This window comes from Gilvibacter sp. CC01, from assembly GCF_055755295.1.
Genome location: NZ_CM146909.1, coordinates 1733004 through 1756727 on the forward strand (window position 1 = coordinate 1733004; position 23724 = coordinate 1756727).

21 protein-coding genes are annotated in these 23724 nt (G+C 43.5%); 10 read left to right on the forward strand and 11 right to left on the reverse strand.

Annotated elements, in window-relative coordinates:
* Genes hemF through hemA form a run of 7 tightly spaced genes read right to left on the reverse strand, consistent with a single transcriptional unit; the run spans position 1 to position 6015 of the window.
* Positions 1-924, reverse strand: a complete 924-nt coding sequence (gene hemF, locus AC0J2F_RS08180) for an oxygen-dependent coproporphyrinogen oxidase (protein WP_473007220.1) — start codon at positions 922-924, stop codon at positions 1-3.
* The gene (locus AC0J2F_RS08185) at positions 914-1675 is read right to left on the reverse strand and encodes an EI24 domain-containing protein (RefSeq protein WP_473007221.1); all 762 of its coding nucleotides are present in this window, start codon (positions 1673-1675) and stop codon (positions 914-916) included. Before AC0J2F_RS08185 ends, hemF begins: the two co-directional genes overlap by 11 nt.
* A gap of 2 nt (positions 1676-1677) precedes the next feature.
* The gene (locus AC0J2F_RS08190; protein ID WP_087523764.1) at positions 1678-2163 is read right to left on the reverse strand and encodes a DUF6973 domain-containing protein; all 486 of its coding nucleotides are present in this window, start codon (positions 2161-2163) and stop codon (positions 1678-1680) included.
* A 3-nt stretch (positions 2164-2166) separates the two neighbouring features.
* Positions 2167-3192, reverse strand: coding sequence for a uroporphyrinogen decarboxylase (gene hemE, locus AC0J2F_RS08195; protein WP_087523763.1), 1026 nt, complete (start codon positions 3190-3192; stop codon positions 2167-2169).
* Positions 3189-3842: a uroporphyrinogen-III synthase gene (locus tag AC0J2F_RS08200; RefSeq protein WP_473007222.1), complete on the reverse strand. Its 654-nt coding sequence runs from the start codon at positions 3840-3842 to the stop codon at positions 3189-3191. Before AC0J2F_RS08200 ends, hemE begins: the two co-directional genes overlap by 4 nt.
* A complete protein-coding gene (hemC, locus tag AC0J2F_RS08205) occupies positions 3839-4747 on the reverse strand; it encodes a hydroxymethylbilane synthase (protein WP_473007223.1) in 909 nt (302 codons plus the stop codon). Before hemC ends, AC0J2F_RS08200 begins: the two co-directional genes overlap by 4 nt.
* On the reverse strand, positions 4747-6015 hold the full coding sequence (hemA, locus tag AC0J2F_RS08210; RefSeq protein WP_473007224.1) for a glutamyl-tRNA reductase: 1269 nt from the start codon (positions 6013-6015) through the stop codon (positions 4747-4749). The genes hemC and hemA overlap by 1 nt, the downstream gene beginning before the upstream one ends.
* Before the next feature lie 197 nt (positions 6016-6212).
* Between hemA and AC0J2F_RS08215 the strand changes: the two genes are divergently transcribed.
* The 3 genes from AC0J2F_RS08215 to AC0J2F_RS08225 all read left to right on the forward strand — a co-directional run bounded on the left by AC0J2F_RS08215 (position 6213) and on the right by AC0J2F_RS08225 (position 9605).
* Positions 6213-7097, forward strand: coding sequence for a helix-turn-helix domain-containing protein (locus AC0J2F_RS08215; RefSeq protein ID WP_473007225.1), 885 nt, complete (start codon positions 6213-6215; stop codon positions 7095-7097).
* 84 nt (positions 7098-7181) lie between these two features.
* A complete protein-coding gene (hemH, locus tag AC0J2F_RS08220; protein WP_473007226.1) occupies positions 7182-8225 on the forward strand; it encodes a ferrochelatase in 1044 nt (347 codons plus the stop codon).
* Positions 8226-9605 (forward strand): MATE family efflux transporter, encoded by a 1380-nt coding sequence (locus tag AC0J2F_RS08225; RefSeq protein ID WP_473007227.1) that lies wholly within the window; start codon positions 8226-8228, stop codon positions 9603-9605.
* On the opposite strand, the gene AC0J2F_RS08230 is transcribed toward AC0J2F_RS08225, so the two are convergent.
* Genes AC0J2F_RS08230 through AC0J2F_RS08245 form a run of 4 tightly spaced genes read right to left on the reverse strand, consistent with a single transcriptional unit; the run spans position 9602 to position 12626 of the window.
* A complete protein-coding gene (locus AC0J2F_RS08230; protein ID WP_473007228.1) occupies positions 9602-10759 on the reverse strand; it encodes a hypothetical protein in 1158 nt (385 codons plus the stop codon). The genes AC0J2F_RS08225 and AC0J2F_RS08230 overlap by 4 nt on opposite strands.
* Before the next feature lie 4 nt (positions 10760-10763).
* Positions 10764-11180, reverse strand: coding sequence for a hypothetical protein (locus AC0J2F_RS08235; RefSeq protein ID WP_473007229.1), 417 nt, complete (start codon positions 11178-11180; stop codon positions 10764-10766).
* A 52-nt stretch (positions 11181-11232) separates the two neighbouring features.
* Complete coding sequence (locus AC0J2F_RS08240; RefSeq protein WP_473007230.1) at positions 11233-12006, reverse strand: CPBP family intramembrane glutamic endopeptidase; 774 nt, start codon at positions 12004-12006, stop codon at positions 11233-11235.
* A gap of 11 nt (positions 12007-12017) precedes the next feature.
* Complete coding sequence (locus AC0J2F_RS08245; RefSeq protein ID WP_473007231.1) at positions 12018-12626, reverse strand: hypothetical protein; 609 nt, start codon at positions 12624-12626, stop codon at positions 12018-12020.
* Positions 12627-12960: 334 nt separating this feature from the next.
* On the opposite strand from AC0J2F_RS08245, the gene AC0J2F_RS08250 reads away from it, so the two are divergent.
* The 7 genes from AC0J2F_RS08250 to AC0J2F_RS08280 all read left to right on the forward strand — a co-directional run bounded on the left by AC0J2F_RS08250 (position 12961) and on the right by AC0J2F_RS08280 (position 23669).
* Positions 12961-16059 carry a WD40/YVTN/BNR-like repeat-containing protein gene (locus tag AC0J2F_RS08250; protein ID WP_473007232.1) on the forward strand — a complete coding sequence of 1033 codons (3099 nt, stop codon included), beginning with the start codon at positions 12961-12963 and terminating at the stop codon, positions 16057-16059.
* Positions 16052-16549, forward strand: a complete 498-nt coding sequence (locus AC0J2F_RS08255; RefSeq protein ID WP_473007233.1) for a S41 family peptidase — start codon at positions 16052-16054, stop codon at positions 16547-16549. Before AC0J2F_RS08250 ends, AC0J2F_RS08255 begins: the two co-directional genes overlap by 8 nt.
* 31 nt (positions 16550-16580) lie before the next feature.
* Positions 16581-17120, forward strand: coding sequence for a CopD family protein (locus AC0J2F_RS08260; RefSeq protein WP_087523751.1), 540 nt, complete (start codon positions 16581-16583; stop codon positions 17118-17120).
* A gap of 87 nt (positions 17121-17207) precedes the next feature.
* Positions 17208-18644, forward strand: coding sequence for a sensor histidine kinase (locus AC0J2F_RS08265; RefSeq protein ID WP_473009380.1), 1437 nt, complete (start codon positions 17208-17210; stop codon positions 18642-18644).
* The gene (locus AC0J2F_RS08270; protein ID WP_473007234.1) at positions 18631-19413 is read left to right on the forward strand and encodes an enoyl-CoA hydratase/isomerase family protein; all 783 of its coding nucleotides are present in this window, start codon (positions 18631-18633) and stop codon (positions 19411-19413) included. Before AC0J2F_RS08265 ends, AC0J2F_RS08270 begins: the two co-directional genes overlap by 14 nt.
* Before the next feature lie 84 nt (positions 19414-19497).
* Positions 19498-20565 (forward strand): PA0069 family radical SAM protein, encoded by a 1068-nt coding sequence (locus tag AC0J2F_RS08275; protein ID WP_473007235.1) that lies wholly within the window; start codon positions 19498-19500, stop codon positions 20563-20565.
* Between the two features lie 101 nt (positions 20566-20666).
* Positions 20667-23669, forward strand: a complete 3003-nt coding sequence (locus AC0J2F_RS08280) for a carboxypeptidase-like regulatory domain-containing protein (protein ID WP_473007236.1) — start codon at positions 20667-20669, stop codon at positions 23667-23669.
* The last annotated feature ends 55 nt before the right edge of the window (positions 23670-23724 follow it).

Genomic DNA, 23724 nt, shown 5'->3' on the forward strand with positions numbered 1-23724 from the left:
TTAAGAATTTGCCGGTATCATCGCCGCCCAGTCTTTAGGGTTTTGCAATACGTCAACCAAGGCAGCTTCTGGGCTACCTGGCTGTGGCTGATGGTTATAATGCCACTGTACGTGTGGCGGTAAACTCATTAAAATACTTTCTATTCGACCGTTGGTTTTAAGGCCAAACAGCGTGCCTTTGTCGTGAATCAGGTTGAATTCCACATAACGCCCACGACGCACTTCTTGCCAATCGCGCTGGGCTTTGGTGTAATCGAGGTTCTTTCTGCGTTCCACTATGGGCACATAGGCCTCAACAAAGCTGTTGCCAACTTCGGTCACAAAGTCATACCACTGCTCCAGACTAAAGTCGGCCGTAGGCTTACAATAATCAAAGAAAAGTCCGCCAACACCACGGGCTTCATTGCGGTGCGCGTTCCAGAAATAGTCGTCACATTTGGCCTTGTATTTGGTGTAAAATTCTGGGCTGTGTTTATCGCAAGCAGTTTTACATACCTCGTGAAAGTGAATGGCATCTTGCTCAAACAAATAGTAAGGAGTTAGGTCTTGTCCGCCTCCAAACCATTGGGTAACAACATTGCCTTGTTTGTCATAGAGTTCAAAATAACGCCAGTTGGCATGCACTGTCGGCACCATAGGGTTTTTTGGGTGAATTACCAGAGAGAGTCCGCAGGCAGAAAAGTCGGCCTCTTTAACTTTAAAGTAGTCTTGCATGGCTGGGGGCAATTCACCGTGAACGGCAGAGATATTTACACCGCCTTTTTCAAACACGGCTCCATTTTCGATAACTCGTGTACGACCTCCGCCACCTCCAGGGCGTTCCCAGTGGTCTTCTTTAAACTTGGCTTGCCCATCTACGGCTTCTAAAGCGGTTGTGATCTGATCTTGTAGGGTTTGGATGTACTCGTGAAATTTAGTTCGCATAATCGATTAACTTAGGTTGTTCTTTGTCCATTAATTGTACAGTTCTCAAGCTTGCCGCTGTTACCGAAAGAGGGAGCACCAAAATAAGTCCTACTATCGGAATGATAAGTACGGTCATAAAGACCAGGCCGTTGCCAATGGCCGAACCGCGATTGCGTTTTACAAATCGTATGCTATCACTATATCCGAAGTGTCTTTCTAAGGTGTAATCCATGTTCCCGAAACCAGCGTAATAAGCTTGCATGCAAAAGAGCAAAATCGGAGCAATCAAACCTATGACAGGGATCAGTCCTAAAAAGAAAATTGGGACAGTCCAAAGTAATTCCATTCCTAAATTACGCGCGTTGATACGAATACCTCGCCACAATTGGTCGTTAAAGTCGGTGTTTCTGTAAAAGTGTTCCCCCGGACGCAGATCGGCCTCTATCTTTTCAGATACGGGACTCATGAAAGGTGCACTAAAAGCCATCACCACAGCCTTGTATACGATAAGTCCAAAAGTGATTATCATGACAGCTCCTAAGATCTCTGCAACAACTGCAAAGGTCTCTTTTCCCCAATCAAAGATCCAAGCCTTGCTTATCAAAGCACCCAAGTTGTCGCTGAGTCCGTATGCCGCTAGGCCGATACCAACCGCAGCAAGCACACTGATAATAATAGGTACGACAAAATAGCGCCACAGCCCTAAGCGGTTCATCAGCGGAATGGCATCCGCATAAGCTTTGATACTTGAAAAAACTGCTCCAATCATAGTTATTCGCTTATAAACACCAAGCGGCCGTAAGCCCCTCTAACGTCTGTTACATCTTGTATTTGACGCGCTTTGGTAGCTCGTTGTTTCAGACTGTTGACAATTTCTTTTTCTGATGCGAATTTATAATCCGAAAACCATTTACGCCCCACCTCATTGTTGTGTAGGTCCATGGCTCTTTCTAAGGGTTCGTTGACCGAGAAATCTTCGTGCCAACTCGTGATCTTTTCGGCCCAAGCCATAATGGCGACCATATTGGTTCGCTTGCCATAAAGGCTTTTTATGATCAAAATATTCCACAGGGCGTGTCGTATGGCATTGGCTCTGTTGTGCAAATGATGGGTTTGCCCAAATTCACGATTACAGATCTGAATGCATACTTTGGTGGCCCAAGCGGTTTTGATCATGCGAATAGGAGCGCCTAAAGTGATTCCTAACAACTGCAGCAGTTGCGAAAAATTGAGTCGCTTTAAGGTTCTCCAAAACATCTCTTATTCCTTGTAACTTTTTACAGCCTCTATAAAGGCGCCTGCATTTTCCGTTGGGATGTTGGGTAAAATTCCGTGACCTAGATTCACGATATAGCGGTCTTTTCCAAATTCACGGATCATTTTATGTACGCTCTCTTTGATCACACTTGGTGGAGATAATAACCTGCTCGGGTCAAAGTTTCCTTGCAAGGTTATATTCCCACCGGAGAGATAACGTGCATTACGCGGAGAACAAGTCCAATCTACACCCAAGGCGGAAGCCCCAGATTTGGCCATATCACCTAAAGCAAACCAGCATCCTTTACCAAAGACAATCACCGGAGCCAAAGGTTTCAAAGCAGCTACAATTTGATTGATGTATTGCAGGGAGAATTCTTGATAATCTTCTGGCGATAACATACCTCCCCAGGAATCAAAGATCTGAACAGCGTTCACTCCGGCTTCTACCTTTGCCTTTAAATAATCGATGGTAGTATCTGTGATTTTTTGCAACAATTGATGCGCTGCTTCTGGCTGGGTAAAACAGAATTCTTTGGCCTTGTCAAAGGTCTTGGAACCTTGCCCTTGTACCGAATAACAAAGAATAGTCCAAGGCGAACCTGCAAAACCAATTAGCGGCACTTCGTCATTGAGTTTTTCTTTGGTGGCTTTTATGGCCTCCATCACATAGTTCAACGATTCTTTAGCGTCTGGAACAATTACCCGTTCCACATCGGCTGCGGTGCGCACCGGATTGGGTAAGTACGGGCCAAAGTTCGGCTTCATCTCTACCTCGATATCCATGGCTTGTGGAATTACCAGTATATCACTAAAAAGAATAGCGGCGTCCATTCCATAGCGGCGAATAGGTTGCACGGTGATCTCACTAGCGAGTTCTGGGGTGCGACAACGCGTAAAGAAATCGTACTTCTCTTTGATCTCCATGAACTCTGGTAAGTATCTTCCGGCCTGACGCATCATCCACACTGGAGGACGGTCTACTGTTTCGCCTTTTAAGGCGCGTAAAAACAAATCGTTCTTTATCATGCTTTTTCTAAGTGTTGTATGGCAGCGTCCAATACACCGTCTACAGTGGTGTGCAGAGCGGTCGCTGTGTGTGTGGTGAATTTGACAGCTTCTGAGCGGGTAGTTTCGCCTATGCAGATGGCTGTATAATTCGTGTTTTGGTTGTTTTTATGGTAGCTCTGAACCCCGGTTGGGCTGTAATAGAGTACGGTTTCAAATGCGGTTTCGAACCTTGGATAGTTCAATTGTGTTTCGTAGGCTGGAACTTCGTGAAATACCACTTGATTCTGGGCGAGCAATTGCGGTAATTCAGGTCTTCTCAGATTTCCGCTGAAATAATAAAACGGCTCGTTTTTATAATTTTTTATGATCTTTTGGGCTAAATCGGCTGCATTTTGCCCAATTTCTAACACTTTTTGCCCATTTTCTTCTAAAAGTAGAGCAGCTTTTTCTCCCACACAATACACCTCATATTGTTTAATGCCTGGGTGGTTCTCAACAAATGCTTTTGCGGCGTTTTGGGAACTGAAGATGCAGTGAGTAGCTGCCTCTGGAATCTCGAAATCCAATAAAGCGATAGTCAGGCTGTCATAATGACTAACTTCAAAACCAGCTTGAGTAAGTCTTGTAACTTGCTCTTCGGTCAATATTTTGGTCGACAGCAGTTTCATATTTCCTTTCTGATTTGTTCCATCAATGCTGAGCCCCCTTGATCGAGCAGCTCTTTGGCCAATTTTTCACCAAGCCCATCTGCTTCGCTTTTGGAAACGCTGCGTTCTATATACAAAGCTTCTTGTCCATCTAGACTGTGTAGGCAGCCTTTAAAGTGGAGTTGTTCGTTCTCAATTTTTGCAAAAGCCCCTATAGGAGCTGTACAACCGCCTTCTAGAGTTCTTAAGAATTGGCGTTCTACAGTTGTACAAATCGTTGTTTGCTTATCTGCAATGGCTTCACACTGCATTAACAGCTGACTATCTTTTTGCTTGGCAACCACGGCTACTGCACCTTGAGCAGGAGCAGGGATCATCCAATCTAATTGATGGTAATTGGCTGGAAGTAAATCCACACGCTGCAGACCAGCTTTGGCAAAAATGGCACCATTCCATGAGTTGTCTTGCAGCTTTTGTAAGCGGGTTTGTACGTTTCCGCGTAATCCGACCACCTCGTGTTGCGGATATTTATGTAACCATTGTGCCTTTCGTCTAAGAGATCCGGTGGCAATTATACCAGGCCCGTTTAGAAAATCAGTGCCTTTATGTACCAGAATATCATGCGAATCGGCTCGAGTTAAAACGGCTGCCATTGCAATACCTTTAGGTAGGGCCGTCGGCATATCTTTCATGGAGTGTACAGCCAGGTCGATCTTGTCGGCTAAAAGGGCAGCATCTAAGGTTTTGGTAAAAACCCCCACTACACCCAATTCGTATAATGGCTGTTCTAGGTTTAGATCGCCCTGAGAATTGATAGGCACCAAAACACAAGTATGACCTTGCGCTTCTAAAAGGGATTTTACCTTGTTGGCTTGCCAAAGTGCCAGTGGACTTTGACGGGTTCCTATACGAATAGCAGCCTCCATTATTGTTCTGTTTGCAAGTTGAACACTTTGCGGATCAGTTCATGCTGATCGGTCTCTGCGGTGTCCATTTGGTTGAGGTGGTTTGCCACCTGTGTGGTGATTTTTTGAACTATCCTGTCTGTCAGGATCTGCGCTTGTTGTTCGTTGAAGTCGCTTAATTTTTTACGCTGATTGTCTATCTCCGCAGCAGCGTATAAATTGAGTTGTTGTTTTAAGGCGCGGAGGGTAGGAGCAAATTTCCTTTTTTCTACCCACTCATAGAATTCGGCTTCAATACTCTCAATGATCTTGTATGCTTTGGGAACTTGAAGGGCGCGCTCCGAAAGTGTGTCGTCCGCTATCTGGCTAAGCTGATCTAAATGTACTAGGTGTACCAGTGGGTTGTTTTCCACATCTTGAGCCACGTTTTTCGGAATCGACAGATCTAGGATCAAAAGCGGTTTTTTCAAATGCAACAAAGCGTTAGAAACGGTTGGCATTTGTGCTCCAGTGGCGACAATTAGAATATCGGCTTGCGCAATTTCGGACTGGAGATTGGCGTAATCTGAAACGATCAAGTTGAACTTACCTGCAATTTTTTCCGCCTTGGATCTGGTGCGATTAATTAAGGTAATGTGATCGTTTCGGGTATGTTTGATGAGGTTTTCACAAGTGTTACGACCTATCTTACCAGTACCGAAAAGCAAAATATTCTTGTTCGTTACATACGGTACTCTGGCCAAGATGTATTGCACGGCTGCAAAGCTAACCGAGGTAGCTCCGCTAGATAAAGCTGTTTCGTTCTTAATTCGCTTGCTCGCGCGGATCACCTCATTGATGAGCCTTTCCATAAACGGATTGAGCAAGCCCAGGTTCTTGGCTTGCTTAAAGGAACGTCTGAGTTGACTTATGATCTCAAAGTCCCCAAGAATTTGAGAATCGAGACCAGTTCCTACACGAAACAAATGTCTTATTGCATCGTTGCCTGTGTGAATGTATGATGCCGCCAAAAATTCCTTTTTGTTTCCGGCTGTATTCGAGCAAAGCAGATCTATCAGTTGATCTGCAGATCTGGCAAAGCCGTAGATCTCGGTTCTATTACAAGTGGAGATTACGCTCAAGGCAGAAACACCTTGGGCTCTAGCGTCATTTAGAAGCGCTAATTGGGCCGCCGGACTCACGCTAAAGTGTCCACGAGTCTCGGCATCGGCCTTTTGGTAATTCAGCCCGATGACCATGAATCTTGAATCGGCAACAGCCGTATTTGTTTTTGGGGTGTTCTTGCTCATACAAACGCCGCAAAATTAATAGCTACGATTTTTAAAAAATAACGCTAGCGGTATTTATAGTATCGAAGCCTGTTAATATTGACTTAAATTGAAACCTTGGCGCGCAAAATGCACTATTTTTGGGCCTTGAGATATGATAAATATCAATTCTTTATTTAGAATCAGTCTAAATAATTAAAGAAAATAAAAAACGCAAAATGGAAAAAAGTGTCGCTAACGGCATTTATGAGCAAACAGGTATAGATCCAGGTTTTTATATCCTGGAATTCCTGAACGAAGAAGAGGCTAATGCGTTCTACAGCAGAGAAGTACGCCAAGATTGTTTGCAGTTTCACTTCTGTGTGAAAGGGAGCGGGTTTTTTCAGTTCAACAACAATACCTATACTTTTCCTGCTTCAGAGGGAAAAGCGATCTTGCTTTATAATCCAAAAAAGGAACTGCCCATTAACCTAACGTTAAATGCCAATTCTTGGTTACTTTCTATAATTGTTCCTATTTCTAAGCTGCATAGTTTCTTTTCTAACGAGGCAAATTATATCACTTTTCTATCCGAAGAGAACAGCAGGCAGAAATACTATCAAGAGACTTTGATCACCCCGTCAATGGCTGTTGCTTTGAATCAGTTGTTGCAATTCAATCTGCATCCAAGTGTAAAGCCTCTATATTTTAAGGCCAAAGCCTATGAACTTTTGAGTTTGTATTTTAACAAGCCAGAGGAATTGGATATAGCACAATGTCCTTTTTTGGCTAGTGAGGCTAATGTGAATAAGATAAAACAAGCTAAAGAGATCATTATAAAGCGAATGGCCGAACCCCCGAGTTTGCAGGAATTAGCAGATGAGGTTCAAATGCCCATCAATAGACTAAAAGAAGGTTTTAAACAGATCTATGGAGACTCTGTGTTTAGCTTTTTGTTGGAGTATAAAATGGAAGTAGCACGGCAATTATTGGCTTCAGGGACTCTGAATGTCAACGAGGTTGGCCTAAAATTGGGCTATAGCACTGCTTCACACTTTATAGCAGCTTTTAAGAAGCGCTATGGAACCACTCCGAAGAAGTTTACCATGGGTCAAACAGTATAAAGGAAGTCGATTAATCTATTGTCAAATAGTAGAACAGAAACTAAAGTCAAGGCCAACAGCGGCTTAACTTCGCAAAAAAATATCATGAGCAAGAAAGGTGTTTTAATGGTAAATCTAGGGTCTCCCGATAGTACAGATCCCAAAGATGTAAAGCGATATTTGGACGAGTTTTTAATGGATCCACGAGTGATAGACGTACCCCGTTGGGCTCGAATTCTGCTAGTTCGTGGAATTATACTCAACACCCGGCCTAAAAAATCCGCAGAAGCGTATTCTAAGATCTGGTGGGAAGAAGGTTCACCACTCATAGTGCTTTCCGAACGCCTACAGGCCAAAGTTCAAAACCATTTGAATATTCCTGTTGCTCTAGCCATGCGATACGGAAGTATGACCATAAAAGACGGCATGCAACAATTGGTGGATCAAGGTGTGGATGAGGTTTTGGTGATTCCGCTTTATCCGCAGTTCGCTATGGCAACTACAGAAACTATTACGGTTAAGGTAGAGGAGCTGCGTCAGGAATTTTTTCCGAATTTACAAGTGGACACTTTAGACCCTTTTTACAATGACAAGCGCTATATCAAAGTCTTGGCGGAATCCATTAAAAAGGGCTTAGAAGGAAGTGACTATGAGCATTTGCTATTTAGTTATCACGGTGTTCCGGAGAGACATATCCGCAAGAGCGACCCGACAAATTCACATTGCAAAATAGACGGTAGTTGTTGTAAGACGCCAAGTGCTGCACATGCTTTTTGTTACCGTCACCAATGCTATGAAACTACCAGACAGGTTGCGGAATATCTAGATCTTAAAGAAGATACCTACACCACTACTTTTCAATCCAGATTAGGCTTTGACCCTTGGTTGCAGCCCTACACCGATAGAACCATAGAGAAAATGGGCTTGGCAGGGACCAAGAAAATGGCCATTGTGACTCCTGCTTTTGTAAGTGATTGTTTGGAGACCTTAGAAGAGATCGCCATGGAAGGTGAGGAGATCTTCCACGAAGTAGGCGGAGAGGATTTTACTGTAATTCCCTGTTTGAATGACAATGACGATTGGGCCAAACTCTTGGCCGACTGGATAGAGCATTGGCGCATAGCCGATCTAAAAACTGCTATCGCCTAAATGGCTAACAGAAAATCCAAAGCGCTGGGCACAGCCCCAATTAGCAAGTTGTTGATACAGCAGGCGGTACCAGCTTCTATTGGTATTTTGGTGATGTCCTTGAACATGATAGTCGATACCATTTTTGTGGGTCGATGGATAGGACCATTAGCCATTTCTGCAATTACCGTTGTTATACCTGTTACCTTTTTTATAGCAGCTATTGGTTTGGCTGTCGGGATTGGCGGCGGATCTGTTTTGTCAAGAGCTCTTGGAGCTGGAGACAATGAAAAGGCCTTAAAGGTTTTTGGAAATCAAATCACCTTGACCTTTTTCACTTCTGGGATATTGGCAATACTCGGTCTTGTTTTTCAGGATTACCTCATTGGTTTTTTTGGAGCGGGAGAATCTTTTAAAGAGCTAGCACTTACGTATTACAACATCGTGTTATACGGGATAGTGATGTTGGCTATGTGTATGATGGGCAATAATGTGATCCGCGCAGAAGGCAAGCCAAAGTTCGCCATGTATGCCATGATGTTACCCGCAGTTGGAAACATTTTTATGGACTGGCTGCTTATTCGCGTTTTCGATATGGGGATGGAAGGTGCGGCCTGGGCCACATTTATCAGTTATGCGATCTGTTTTGGATTCATTCTCTGGTTCTTTGTAGTAAAGAGTGAGCTGCGAATAAAATGGAGTTCCTTTTTCTTACAACGCAATATTGTTAACGAGATCAATGCCTTGAGTTTTGTTACCCTCTCCAGACAAGGAGTTATTGCTGTCTTGACCATACTTTTGAACAATGTACTAATCCGTTATGGCGATGATTTGGATGTAGCCGTTTACGGAATAATCTCGCGCATGCTTATGTTTGCGCTATTTCCTGTTATTGGTGTTAACCAAGGATTTTTACCCATTGCTGGCTACAATTATGGCGCTCAAAAATTCGAGAGAGTACGAGAATCTATTAATACCTCTATCAAATATTCTGGGGCCTTGGCTGTGTTGATTTTTGCGATTATAATGACCTTTCCAACAGAGATCGTAACCGTTTTCATTGGCAACGGAACCAATGCCGACGCCCAAACAGCTCTTAACAATGCAGATATCTTAGAAAGAACTCCAAACGCCTTGCGCTGGGTGTTTGCAGCAACTCCGATCATTGTAGTGCAACTCATTGGCGCAAGCTACTTTCAGGCAATAGGAAAAGCAGTACCTGCTCTCTTATTGAGCCTCACTAAACAGGGCTTTTTCCTAATCCCATTGATCTTGATCCTACCTACCTATTTGGGGGTATTTGGCGTTTGGATATCCTTTCCAATAGCCGATATCTTGGCTACTGTGGTTACGGGCTATTTCTTGCATGCCGCCGTACGGAAAATGCGAGATTCGGTCTAATCGTATTCGTTGAGTCCGTAGAGCACTTCTTTTAATTTACTACCGTTGATCTCTGCGGGTTTATAAGCGTTGTTAAACTTGTCTATCGAGTTATTGATCTTTTCCTTGAGTACAGCAAACTCTCCGGGAATTTGATCTCTGCAGAAAGCTTCGTTTTCATAACTGCTGAGCATAATAGCGAACTTCTTGTAAAACTTTGCTCCTTGATCGATAAAACTGTTGTACTGAGTTATGAATTGCAACAGTCTGTCTATACTAAACTCTAAATTCACTTGCAGCTTAAACGCCTTGTCGCTTTTACTGGCGTCGGCTATCGCTTCATGCATTTGAGATAGGTAATTGTCTAGTGCTTCTTTTAGCGCATCCCAATCGTCTAAGCTCCTGCATTGTTCCAAGGATTTTTTATATCCAATTGGCAAAGTGTAGGACCTGAAAAGTTCTTCCAAGCCCTCTAATAGTCCATCGCTACTGGATTTTAAAAATGCGGTTTCAAAGTAAATTGTGTTCAGATCCTGATGCATATTCAAGCTAAAATCTAGGATACATTCAATCTCTTTTATAGCAGCTTCTTTCTCTTTTTTGGTCTGATTGCTATTAAAGAGAGACACCACAGAATGGACTATGGAAGTGTAGATGTTATCACCTAACAATGATGGCAATTCAAAACTTGTCTTTTTGTTCTCTTGTTTGAGAATTCCTTTAAGTTCGTTGAACACCGGATAGGCATTGGGGTTGGCCATGGCGCTCATCTCTCCTAGGGTAGTCACAGCTTCGAAATGATGATCTAAAGCCAACATTTTCTCGTAGAGTAAGCGAATTAACTGAAGGCCTTTTAAATATCGAACTTTACTTATATCCGCGTATTCAGACTGCTTGGTAATATCTAAGAGTTCTAAAAGGTGATCCTTTCTGTAGATCAGCTTTACCAGTTGTTCCGTGGATTGGGCGTACTGCATTTCACTGCGGACTTGGGCAATGCCAATTTGCAAAGTTTTGTATTCAGGTAAATAGCTCGTGTGAATTCTATGAATTTCAATTTCAAGTGCCTCTAGGATACCTTCAAAACTAAGACCGGGTGGTGCATTTATCTCTGTAGCGCTTACAGGGTTGACACAGGCGGAATGGAGTAAGGTAAAAACAATTAGTGCTTTCATGATCTTATAATTTTGTGAGATAGATATCTACTTGTCCTGGCTTGACGTTGATGGGGTAATCACGGGCATTGAGCATGCTTATATCGGAACCTAGTTCATGCAACTTGGTCTGGCAGTCTTGATCGAGCTGAAAACTCCTTTCTATTTTCAGATAGCCGGGTGATGAAGCAATAATACTTGCAGTCAGTAGCGACTTAGAGCTAGCATCCAACTGCTCAGTGTGTATCCTGAGAATTACATGCCCTTCTAACTTTAACAGACTGGCATTGCTTTGTGCTTTACTGGTTTCAGTGCTGATGGCGCAAATACCGCGACCGGTGTTGCATGCTCCGTGGCGCCCAAATTGGACCTGAGCAGCTTGCGCATAATTATGTTGGACCAAGGCAATAAAAGCCAAGGCCACTAAGATGTGGTTTTTCATAATAAGATAATATTAAGATTGAAGCCCGTTACAGGCTTAAGGGTTTAAAGGGTTAAGCAGTCGCGCCCTTTTCGATTGCTTTTCGCGTTAACAGTATGACCAGTGGGATGCTGATAATAGCGCAAACCAAAGTCAGCGAACCAAGGCTTATCAAGTCCTCACTAAGAGCAGTTTCTTCATATTGGACCGGTATCCCTAAACGAGATTTATACGCTCCGAAATAGTTCACCAATCCGTGTAGTGCACCAATTAGGATCACAGATCGAAATCGAATTAACAAACCTTGGAACACCAAGCCAATAAAGAAGGCGAATATAACCTGAGAGACAATCCCAATTACTTCATTTTCTGGATTGATAAGATTAGTCAAGTGCACAAGCCCAAAACCTATACTCGCCCATACCATGGACCAGAAATACCTTTTTTTGATCGGTTTATGCTTAAAGACTCCGTAAAATAAACCAGAGAATAAAAGCACTCGAAACAAAAGCTCCTCAAAGAATCCGGTGCCTAAACAACGGGCCCCGTAAACTACATTAGCATACGTCTGATTTGCTATCTCATATGGAGCTAACACCTCCTGCATTTGGTAGAAGCCTAGTATAACTAAAATAGCAGCAAGGATAGTCCACAGAAGGCTGTTTTTCAGATAGGGCCAAACCTTTGTTTTTCTAATGGCTAAAACGGTCAAAAGAACCATTCCGTATCGGATTATTGCTTTGTATAAGTTGTCTGCACTCTCACTGAGGTCTAAGCTGAATAGAAAGAGCGATAAAACTAATTTCACGATCAATATTACGATAACGATACGGATGGTCTTTGACATGCTAGTGGTATTTAAAATTCAATATCAACTTCGATTTCACAGTCGTAGAACTCTACACATTGGCATGGGCTAGAAAAGGGCCAGCAAGAGTTCCACCAATTAGTTTCAGGACAAGTTACGGTTCTTGTTTCACAACTGATCTTGATGCCTGTCTTGGCGATTCCGTAAGTGCCACTCAAGTAATCGTCCATAGCCGCTTTATACTTAAAATCTGGCGATGCAAGATACCTGCGATTTGGTAAGGCTCTGTCTGCTTTTACATAAACGGCTTTGGTTGAGGTAAAAACCCCATCGCCGGCAACTTTGTCTAGATATTTTCCGTCGTCATTATAGGTGATTCCGCCAAAGGTGTAAACAGGCAGCAACTTTTTGGACTGGTGAAAATTCAGAAGCAAAAGTTCTAATGGGGCCTTGTAAGATTTTGGCTTTCCTTGAAACGGCTCTAATTGCTGAATTGCAACGACAGAATTAGCAAATTCCGAAGCAGAAAGGGCTTCTAGTTTGCCAGCTTTTTGCGTGTCGATAATTGTGGGATTCTTTTGCGGTGATTGCGCAAAATTAGTGGTGCTTAAAAAGGTGCAGAGGAGTAACATTATGAACATGCGTACATTGATTTTCATAATATTGAGATTGTTTAATTAGTTTTTGGCTTTTCGCCTGAATTGCGGGAACCTGGATGCCTAGCATCCTAATGATTCGATGGTTGAGTTGTTATGTCATTGTCATTGTCTTTTAAATAGTTAGCCTAGCCTTCTCTTTTGGCCGGAGGATAAATGTATGGTTCTATTGTGCTGGTTTCCAAGCCAAAGCAATCCATATTTATGTATTTGTTGCAAAATTTATGAATTGACATCTCATAAAGATCGCTGTTAGTCAACCCCTTTTTTAACAGCTTCTTAGAAAATTGTTGGGCTTAATTTTGGTTATCTTTACGTAAACCAAAAAACCATCCTGATGTTTTACGCAAAGATCCGTGCGGCACTGCTCGCACTCTCACTCGTTTTTGTAGCAATTCCTTTCGAATCCCTAGCCCAAGTAGACCAAGCTATTTACGATGCCATGGAGTATCGTTTAGTAGGTCCATTTAGAGGCGGTCGAAGCGCTGCGGTGACCGGTGTTCCCGGAAAACCTAATTTATTTTATTTCGGAGCCACTGGGGGCGGAATTTGGCAAACCAATGACGGAGGCCGCACTTGGAAGAATATCTCTGACGGCTTCTTTGGAGGCTCTATTGGCGCCATAGAAGTAGCAGAAAGTGACCCGAACGTGATTTACGTTGGTGGTGGAGAGAAAACTGTTCGCGGTAATGTGTCTTCTGGATATGGCGTATGGAAAAGCGTCGACGCCGGAAAGACTTGGAAACAAATGGGCTTAGAAAAGAGTCGCCATATTCCTAGAATAGCTATAGACCCTAACGACCACAATGTGGTCTACGCCGCAGTTATGGGCAACATTTACAAACCAACAGACGAACGCGGGGTTTACAAAAGTACAGATGGCGGAAAGACTTGGCGAAAGGTCCTGTTCGCTAACCGCGATGCCGGAGCTGTAGACCTAACAATAGATCCTAGCAACCCGAGAGTCTTGTATGCATCAACTTGGAATGTACGCAGAACACCATATAGCTTGAGTAGTGGTGGAGATGGCTCTGCGCTTTGGAAAAGTACAGATCGCGGAGAGACCTGGACTGAGATCTCTAAGAATCCAGGCTTCCCTACAGATACTTTGGGGATCATCGGAGTTACCGTATCGCCAGTTAACGCAAACCGCGTTTGGGCTATAGTAGAGAATAAAGATAAGGGTGGTGTTTACCGCTCAGAAGACGGTGGTGCAACTTGGAGTCATATCAATAGCGAAAGAAAACTAAGACAACGCGCTTGGTATTATACACGTATCTATGCAGATTCTCAAGACGAGGATCTAGTGTATGTACTCAATGTGCGTTATCATAAAAGCACAGATGGGGGAAAGACCTTCAGCACCTATAATGCTCCCCATGGTGACCACCACGATCTGTGGATCGCACCAGAAGATCCGAAGCGTATGATCATCGGAGACGATGGTGGCGCACAAGTGTCTTATGACGGCGGTGAAACTTGGAGTACGTATCACAATCAGCCCACCTCGCAGTTCTATCGTGTGACCACAGACAATGCGTTCCCGTATCGAATTTATGCGGCACAGCAGGACAATTCTACTGTTAGAATCAACCACAGGAATGAAGGCTTTAGCATTGGCGAAGACGACTGGGAATCTACCGCAGGAGGTGAGAGCGCCCATATTGCAATAGATCCACTAGACAACGACATTGTTTATGGAGGTAGTTACGACGGATTCTTGACGCGCTACAACCACAGAACAGGTACTGTCCGCAGTATTAGTGTTTGGCCAGACAATCCTATGGGTCACGGCGCAGAAGATATGAAATACCGCTTCCAGTGGAATTTCCCGATTATCTTCTCTCCTCACAATCCAAAGAAAATGTACACCTTCTCTAACCATGTACACGTAACCACTAATGAAGGACAAAGCTGGGATATCATTTCTCCAGACCTTACCAGAAACGATCCGGAGAAATTAAAATCTTCTGGAGGCCCGATCACCCAAGACAACACTTCTGTAGAATACTATTGTACCATTTTTGCCGCTGCGGAGTCGCCAGTTACAGAAGGTCTGATGTGGGTTGGCTCTGATGACGGTTTGGTACACCTTACTCGCAATGGAGGAGCTTCTTGGGAGAACGTAACTCCTAAAGGTATGCCGGAGTGGATGATGATAAATAGCATTGAGCCTTCGCGCTTTGATCCCGCTGTTTGTTATGTAGCCGGAACCAAGTACAAAACGGGTGATTTTGCTCCTTATTTATATAAGACCAGCGACTACGGAAAGACCTGGAAAAAGATCACCAACGGAATTGCTGCAGAGCATTTCACACGCGTTTTGCGTGAAGATCCAAAGCAAAAAGGACTCCTATACGCAGGTACGGAAACTGGGATGTATGTTTCTTTTAACGATGGTGCTTCATGGCAAGAATTCCAGTTGAACTTGCCTATTGTTCCTATCACGGATTTGGCCTTAAAAGAGGACAACCTCATTGTGGCCACTCAAGGGCGCAGCTTGTGGATCATTGACGATCTGACCTTCTTACGTCAGGCTGCTAAGGCAACCAAGGCAAATGCCATGCTGTTCCAACCTAAAGATACCTATCGTATGGGTGGAGGCGGAAGAGCTGGTTCTCTTACCGAAGGTGCAAACCATCCGGGTGGAGTAATGACTTATTTCTACGTAAAAGATCCGAAAGACAAAGACATTCGTTTGAGTTATATGACCCAAGCCGGAGATACCATTATGAGCTACGGAACCAAAGATCCGAAGAACAAATTGAAGGTATCAGAAGGCAGCAACCTCTTCACTTGGAACATGCGAGGAGAAGGAGCTGAGCGCCTCAAAGGGATGATCCTTTGGTGGGCAAGTACCAATGCACCTAAAGCTGTGCCTGGAACTTATAAAGTTGCTTTGAGTGTGGACGGCGAAAATCAGCAGAAAACTTTCAATATTCTGCCAGATGAAAACGCAGAGACCGACATTGCAGGAATGCGCGCCCAATTCAACTTCATCAACGATGTTAACGAGACGGTAGACAAAGCGCACAAGGCTATCAAGAAGATCAGAAATGTAAACAAGCAATTGGAAGCCTTCCAAAAGCAATACAAAGGAGACGATCGCGTTGCAGACTTGTTGGAGCAGGCCAAGACCTTGAGTGAGCAATTCTCAGAGATCGAGAAGGCCCTGTATCAGACCAAAAATCGTTCTGGGCAAGATCCTTTAAACTTCCCGATCAAGTTGACCAATAAGTTGGCTCACCTTAATTCTCTAGTGGGAATGGATGACTTCCCACCGACAGAGCAAGATATTATGGTAAAAAATGAGCTTACTGCTCTTATAAATGAAGAATTGAACAAGTTTGATGTGCTCATTACCCAAGAGATCGCCAATTTTAATGCTGCATTCAACAGCTTAAATCTGAACTATCTCTTTGTAGCTGATGAATAAGCTTTTAATCTTATACCTTTTTTTATCTGCTGCGCCTCTACTTCAGGCGCAGCAAGATTTTAAGTCTGATTTTGATTTTCTCTGGAACGAGATCGATAAGAACTACGCTTATTTCGAGCGTCAGAGAACCGATTGGAACGCGGTTAAGACCCATTATCGCGTATCCGAAGATAAACGTTGGACAGAAGTGGTTAAACCGCGAGGCAAAACTTACGATAAGCCCATTTATGTTCTGGTGAACTATTGGGCCGGAAGTATGGGAGAAGGTATGACCATTGGTTTAGATGCTTTTGGTAACAATACTGTGATCGGGACTTCTATGGCGGGACTTCTAGGCGCGAATTATTCGGTTAATTTGCCCAATTCAAACTACAGATTAAACATTACCTTTGAACGGTTGTATCATGTAGATGGTACACCGCGAGAGGACTATTTACCTGGAGTGATGCTAGGCATGCAAGAATTACTTACACAGATGACGCGTGGTTAACAAAAGCTCTTGCTCTGATTAAGAAGTAACCGTGGAATACAATTACATAAAAGCTTTACACTTGATCTTTGTGATCACTTGGTTTGCCGGCCTTTTCTACATTGTCCGGCTATTCGTGTATCAGATTGAGGCATCTCAGAAACCCGAACCAGATAAGACCATTCTAGGAGACCAGCTTAAGATCATGGCCAAAAGACTGTGGTTTATCATTACTTGGCCTTCTATGTTCTTGGCCATTGGTTTTGCGATCTGGCTCTTGGCCATCCGACCATTTTATATCACAGATGCATGGATGCAAGTTAAGCTCGGCTTTGTGGTGGCGCTTATTGCTTACCACATCAAATGTCATTTAATATACAAGGACCTTCAGGCCGATAGGGTCAAATACAGCTCCAACTTCATGCGTTTGTTCAATGAGGGAGCTACCTTGATACTTTTTGCAGTAGTCTTTTTGGTGATCTTAAAGAATGCCGTGAATTGGATCTACGGCACCTTGGGTCTTATTGTATTTGCCCTTTTCTTAATGATGGGATTCAAGCTCTACAAAAGATATCGGGCCGAAAAAGAATGATTCTGGTCTAATATTTGTAGTTTCAACAGAGATTAAAAGCTTCCAAGCCCGGTGAAACTCAGCCTAAGAACACGTATTTTCCTTTCCATGTTGTTGTTGGTAATAGCAGCTTCTGTACTTATTGCTGCGGTTTCTATTTACCAATACAGCGAAGAGGCCAAAGACTATCATACCGAGCGTTTAGAGCGCAAAGAGGCTGCCATTAAGTCGAGCATCAATTATGTGCTTAAAACAACGACCTATCCGGTTGAGACCGAGAATTTATCCCTGATATTCCGCACCAAGATCTACGAGATCAAAGACATCCACAATTTGGAGGTATATATATATGACTTAGAAGGGAAATTGCTCAAAAGTTCAAAGGCTTCTTTAATGCGCGATACTACTAGAGTACAAATTCCTGCGGAGGCCTTATCGGGATTGCAAAATTCTGCGACCAAGAAATACGTCGAGAAGTTCACCGAAGATGGTCGCGGATTTCGAACCTCGTACTCTTATATAACAGACAATAAATTCAAGCCCATTGCCATATTAAACCTTCCTTATATAGAGGAAGACGATTTTATCAGCCGGGAATTGGTAGAGTTTCTAACACGATTAGCACAAGTATATCTGCTGATGTTAGGCATCGCGATCTTCTTGGCCTTTTTCCTATCCAAATACATCACCAAATCGCTGCAATCTATCAGCGATAAGATGACAGAAACTTCTCTGGGCATCAGGAACGAGAAAATTGTAACAGACGACACTAGTCCGGAGATAGTCAATCTGGTAGAAGCCTACAACGCCATGATAGATGAACTGGAGATCAGCGCAGCTAAATTAGCTGCCGGCGAACGCGAAGCTGCTTGGCGAGAAATGGCCAAACAAGTTGCACATGAGATCAAGAATCCGCTTACGCCAATGCGCTTATCTGTCCAGAGCTTTGAGCGTAAGTTCGACCCGAACGATCCAGACGTAAAAGAAAAAGTAAAAGAATACAGTAATACACTGATACAGCAAATAGACACCATGAGTTCTATTGCTTCTGCCTTCTCAACCTATGCCAAGATGCCGGCTCAAAAGGACGAGACGCTCAATGTGGTAAAGATCACCAAATTGGCCTTGGATATCTTCAATGAGTCATACATCTATTTCGAGGCCGATCAGGAAGAAGTGATCGCTACTTTTGACAGAACACAACTTATTCGTGTGGTAACCAACTTAGTAAAGAATAGTACTCAGGCGCTGGTCAATACACCTGAGCCAAAGATCTTTGTGCGTGTACTCACCGAAGGTGAAGATGCAATTATCCGTGTAAGTGACAACGGTGTAGGTATTTCGCAAGCCAATAAGGAACTCGTATTCGAACCCAAGTTCACTACCAAAAGCAGTGGTATGGGACTGGGTCTGGCAATGGTGAAAAATATTGTGGAAACTTACGGGGGAAGTATTAATTTTACAAGTGAGGAAGGCGTAGAAACCGTTTTTGAGGTGCGCTTTCCGAAACTTACTGAAAAACTGAGCAATCATGTCATACAATAACCTTCTAAGCGAATCCGCAAATGGTGTTTGCACTATTACCATTAACCGTCCGAGCAAGTTAAATGCGCTCAATACAGAGACCATTGCAGAGTTGCACAAGGCTTTTAAAGCTGCGGATCAAGACCGAGATGTAAAAGTCATTATAGTAACTGGAGCTGGTGAAAAGGCCTTTGTGGCTGGAGCTGATATTAGCGAGTTTGCCGATTTCTCCGTTTCCGAAGGTGAAAAACTAGCCAGCAGCGGACAAGCCTTGCTTTTTGACTTTGTGGCTAATTTGTCTACACCAGTAATTGCAGCTGTAAATGGTTTTGCACTTGGTGGAGGGCTTGAACTCGCCATGGCAGCACACTTCAGATTAGCAAGTGACAACGCACGCATGGGCTTGCCAGAAGTTTCTTTAGGAGTTATTCCTGGTTATGGCGGAACCCAACGATTACCACAACTTGTTGGGAAGGGTCGCGCTATGGAAATGATCATGACTGCTACCATGATCAAAGCCGATAAGGCTCTAGAATACGGTTTGGTGAACCATGTGACAACGCAAGAGGATCTAATCCCAAAGTGTCACGAGATTGCTGGTAAGATCATGACCAATTCTTCTGTTGCCATCGCTGCAGCCATTACAGCGATCAACTCGAATTACGAAGAAGGTGAGAACGGTTTTGACACCGAGATCACCGAATTTGGAAAGTGCTTTGGCACAGCGGACTTTAAAGAGGGTACTCAAGCTTTCTTAGAAAAACGCAAGGCTATCTTCCCTGGAAAATAAGTACTGTTTTAGGAAATAATCCTAAAATTTGGAAATATTCCTAATTAGTTTGTATTTTGGTAGGAGAAATTCCCACTAAAGTACATGCAAGTTCATCTTAAAGGTCGGGGCGCGCAAGAGCGTGTCCACAACAAATTCGCCTCCGAAAAACACGAGTGGCTGGATGACTTTTTAGAGTATTGTAGCAAAGAGGAAGAAGCGTTCGAATCTAACAAAACCCGCTATCTTACCGTATACCCAAAGAGTTTTGTGAACCCGGTGAATAGCCCCGACGTGGGTATGGAATTCTCGGCAAATCCCTACCAAGGTTGTGAACACGGCTGTGTGTATTGCTATGCTAGAAACTCTCATGAGTATTGGGGTTATGGCGCCGGATTGGACTTTGAACGAGTTATCATGGTTAAAAAGAATGCCCCGGAGCTGCTCATCAGAAAACTAAAGAGCAAGAAATGGGAACCAAGTCCTATTGTGTTCTCAGGGAATACAGATTGCTATCAACCTGCGGAAAAGAAGTTTGAACTCACCCGCCGCTGTTTGCAAGTCCTTTTAGATTGGAAACATCCTGTGGGGATCATCACCAAGAATTCCTTAGTGTTAAGAGATCTGGATCTTTTAAAGGCCCTAGCAGACCAAGAGTTAGTGCAAGTTGTGATCTCTATTACATCCTTATCTGAAAAGACCAGACGCTTGTTGGAACCCAGAACAGCCACAATAAAGAAACGTTTACAAACGGTAGAGACCTTGGCCAAGAATAATATTCCTGTCATGGTAATGATGGCTCCCATAATTCCATCCTTGAATTCGCATGAGATCTTGCCTTTAGCAAAAACTGCAGCAGATGCTGGGGCCTTGCGTATTGGACATACTATTGTCCGACTAAACGGTCAGCTGGAACAGATTTTCTCTGCTTGGCTAAAGGCTGCTATGCCAGATCGTGCAGAACGTATTTTGAATCAAATAGCAGACTGTCATGGCGGCCAAGTGAACAGCTTTGAATTTGGACTTAGAATGCGAGGTCAAGGTGCCATAGCCCAGCAGATCAACGACCTGATCGCCTTGGCCAAGAAGCAGTATTTTCCATCCGTAGAAAAACCTAAACTGAGAACAGATCTGTTCTCCAATCCTTACCAGAATCAACTCAAGCTATTCTAGCATTATCTTAGCGAAGCGTTAAAGACAACAACTTTGAGTTTAAATTTCATTAATTTTAAACCAACCTGGTTACTCCCCGTCTAAACCTAAATCTATTGAATATGCTAAAGAAGCTTGTTCTTGCTATCGTAGCCGTGTTATTCGTTTTAAATACATCGGCTCAAAACACCTCCAAGCCAATGGAGGTGACCATCAATGCCTATGTATTGGACGGGACTACCAATACGCCAATTGCCTTTGCCAACATTGGCTTTGTAGAAAAAGGAGTCGGTACCGTTAGCGATGAAAATGGCAAGTTTCGTTTGAATTTTGACGAGGCAGAAATTGGCCTTAACGGGGCGCTACAGATCTCCACCCTGGGTTATCAAACCAAGACCTTTAAACTGGTAGATCTCTACAGGCTGCTAGCGAAAAATAACATCATATATCTCAATCCTACGACCTATAGTTTAGATGAGGTGGTTTTGACCAACGAGAAACGCAAAACAATAGAAATAGGCAATATTATGCGCACCAGAGCTACTTTAGGCTACTGGAAAGACAAAGAAGGCTTGGGTGGTGAGATCGCAACTCGTGTTCGCATTAAAAAAGACAACACCCGTTTGGACACCTTGAAGTTTGACGTGGTAGAGAACCAGGCAGATAGTTTAAAGATTCGGGTTAATATTTACGACTATCAAAAGCGCTATCCGGCTAAGAACCTGCTGAGCCAGAATATCTTTTACACGCTTAAATCGGACATGAGAGCTGTGGCGATTCCACTATCAGATTACAACATTTATGTGAGCGAAGATATCGTGGTGAGTATGGAATTGGTAGAGGTCTATGGCGATAAGATAGAATTTGCCATAGCTGCGAGTGCAGATCGAGGAGTAGCTTATACCCGAAGTATTAGCCAAGATAAATGGGAACGTTATTCCGATACAGGCATGGGTTTTTATTTGATCGCATCAGTTCCGACGGGTTCGGGTACTAAGAGCGAGGCTCGAGAAGATCCAGAACGTATTACCGTCTATTGGGATGCTTCTCTTTCGCAGCTTAGCAGAAGTTTTGACGAGGAATTCGACCTGCTGGAATCTTATCTAAAAGCCGTGAGAGCTAAAGAAGTTCGGGTTATTCGTTTTGGAGCCGGATGGCAAGAAAGCCAGGATTTTAATTGTGGGGACTGTAGTGAAATACTAGCTTATTTAAAGAGCAGTACTTATTTTGGAGGCTCCGGATTTGAGCAGGTGTTGCAAGACAATAATTTCAATGCAGAGACCATACTCTTCTTTTCCGATGGTGAGTCCGTCTTTGGCCCTCCCTTATCACCGCTTAACATCCCAATTTTCAGTATAAATAGTCGAGCTGAGGCCAATCACACTGCCTTACAAGACCTCTCCTTATACGCCGATGGACATTATATCGATCTGAGTAGAATCAACCCAAAAGAGGGGTTAGGGCTTATGCTAAACGAGGTTGATGACAAGGTGGTTTACGCACAGCGCAGTGAAGAGCTTTCCTTGAAAGGGCAGGTAACTGCTTCTTCTGGACCCATTCAAGGGGCCAAGGTTTGGGTAAAGAATACCTACAATCAGGTGCTTACCGATACAGAAGGTAATTACAAGATCAATGCCAACAGTGGAGATGTTTTGGTGTTTTCTTTTTTGGGTATGCTGGACAAGGAAGTAGTTGTCCCTGCTGGGGGTTCTTTGAATGTGTTCTTAGAGACTGATGGTGAGCTTTTGGATGAGGTGGTCATTGAGGCTGAGAAAAACGAAGATGAAATCAAGACTCCTTATGGGAAAAAGTCGAGAAAGGCGCTTGGTTTTGCTGCGGATTTTATTCTTGCGGAGGATATTCCTCCTTACTACACCAATCTGAGCCAGCTATTGGCCGGATTGTCGGGCGTACAGGTAATAGGCTTTGGTGAAGATGCAGAGTTCATCTTCACACGAAGTATTGCTTCTTCGATCTCTAACAGCAGTTTGCCTGTCATTGTTGTGGACGGGATAATCTACACTCAAGACCAAAGGCCCTTGATAGATGTGCAGAATATCGATAATGTTGCTATTTTCCGAGGGTTAGCCGCGACCAATAGGTACGGTTCCATTGCTGCCTACGGCGCCATTCGTATAGAGACCAAGACTTTTGCACTTACCGGAGCTCCGCCAGAGACTAAACCTTCTGCTTTGGTTACCGGCAACGATTATCAAGAGGTGCTTTTACCCAGTTTGGATTCTGGGGCAGTGATACCCGAATACTTGAAATCGTTATACACTGCTTCAAGTTTTGAGCAAGCTAAAGAGATTCATCTGGCACAGCGCAAGCGTTACAAGCAGGACATTGTTTACTTTGTTGATGTGTCAGAATACTTCTTAAAATGGGATGCAGGCTACGCTAAAGCTATTTTGAGCAGTTTGGCAGAAGTAGCGCCGAAGAATGTTCAAGCGCTGCGTATTATGGCTTATGCTATGGAGTCCTATGGTTTTGCACACCAGACCATTGGTTTACACCGACAGATCATTGCTTTAGAACCCACACAGGTGCAAGGCTATCGCGATTTGGCCTTGGCGCTACAGCAAGATGGGCAATATCAAGAGGCTTTTGAGGTCTACAAACGACTTTTATCTGGAACTATAGATGGTTTAGTCCTTGGAGCAACGCAAGGACTGCTTGAGCACGAGCTGCAACATTTAGTTGCACAGCACAAGGATCGAATTAGCTATACGGATCTTCCTACTAGTTTACTTAAGACCGACTTTGATCTCGATCTGCGCCTGGTGTTCCAATGGACAGATCCTAACGCTTCCTTTGAGCTACAATTCGTGAATCCGGAGAAGAAATACTACCAATGGTCACACACGCCGTTTCTGACTAAAGAGCGGATGTTAGAAGAAGCTCAAGCCGGTTTTACCATGGAGGAATTCATCCTAGACGATAATAGATCTGGCAAGTGGTTGATCAACGTGGAGCACTTAGGCGAATCTGATTTGCTGTATCCTTCCTATATGAAGTATACAGTATACACCGATTACGCAACAGATCAGCAGCAGATCCGCACCAAATTGATAAAATTGTATCAACAAACAAGCAAGGTGACTTTAGATAGTTTCTACTATTAGCCAAAAGGCGCTCAACGCCCGTAAATTCTGCTCACAAACAAACGTTAATTTCTAT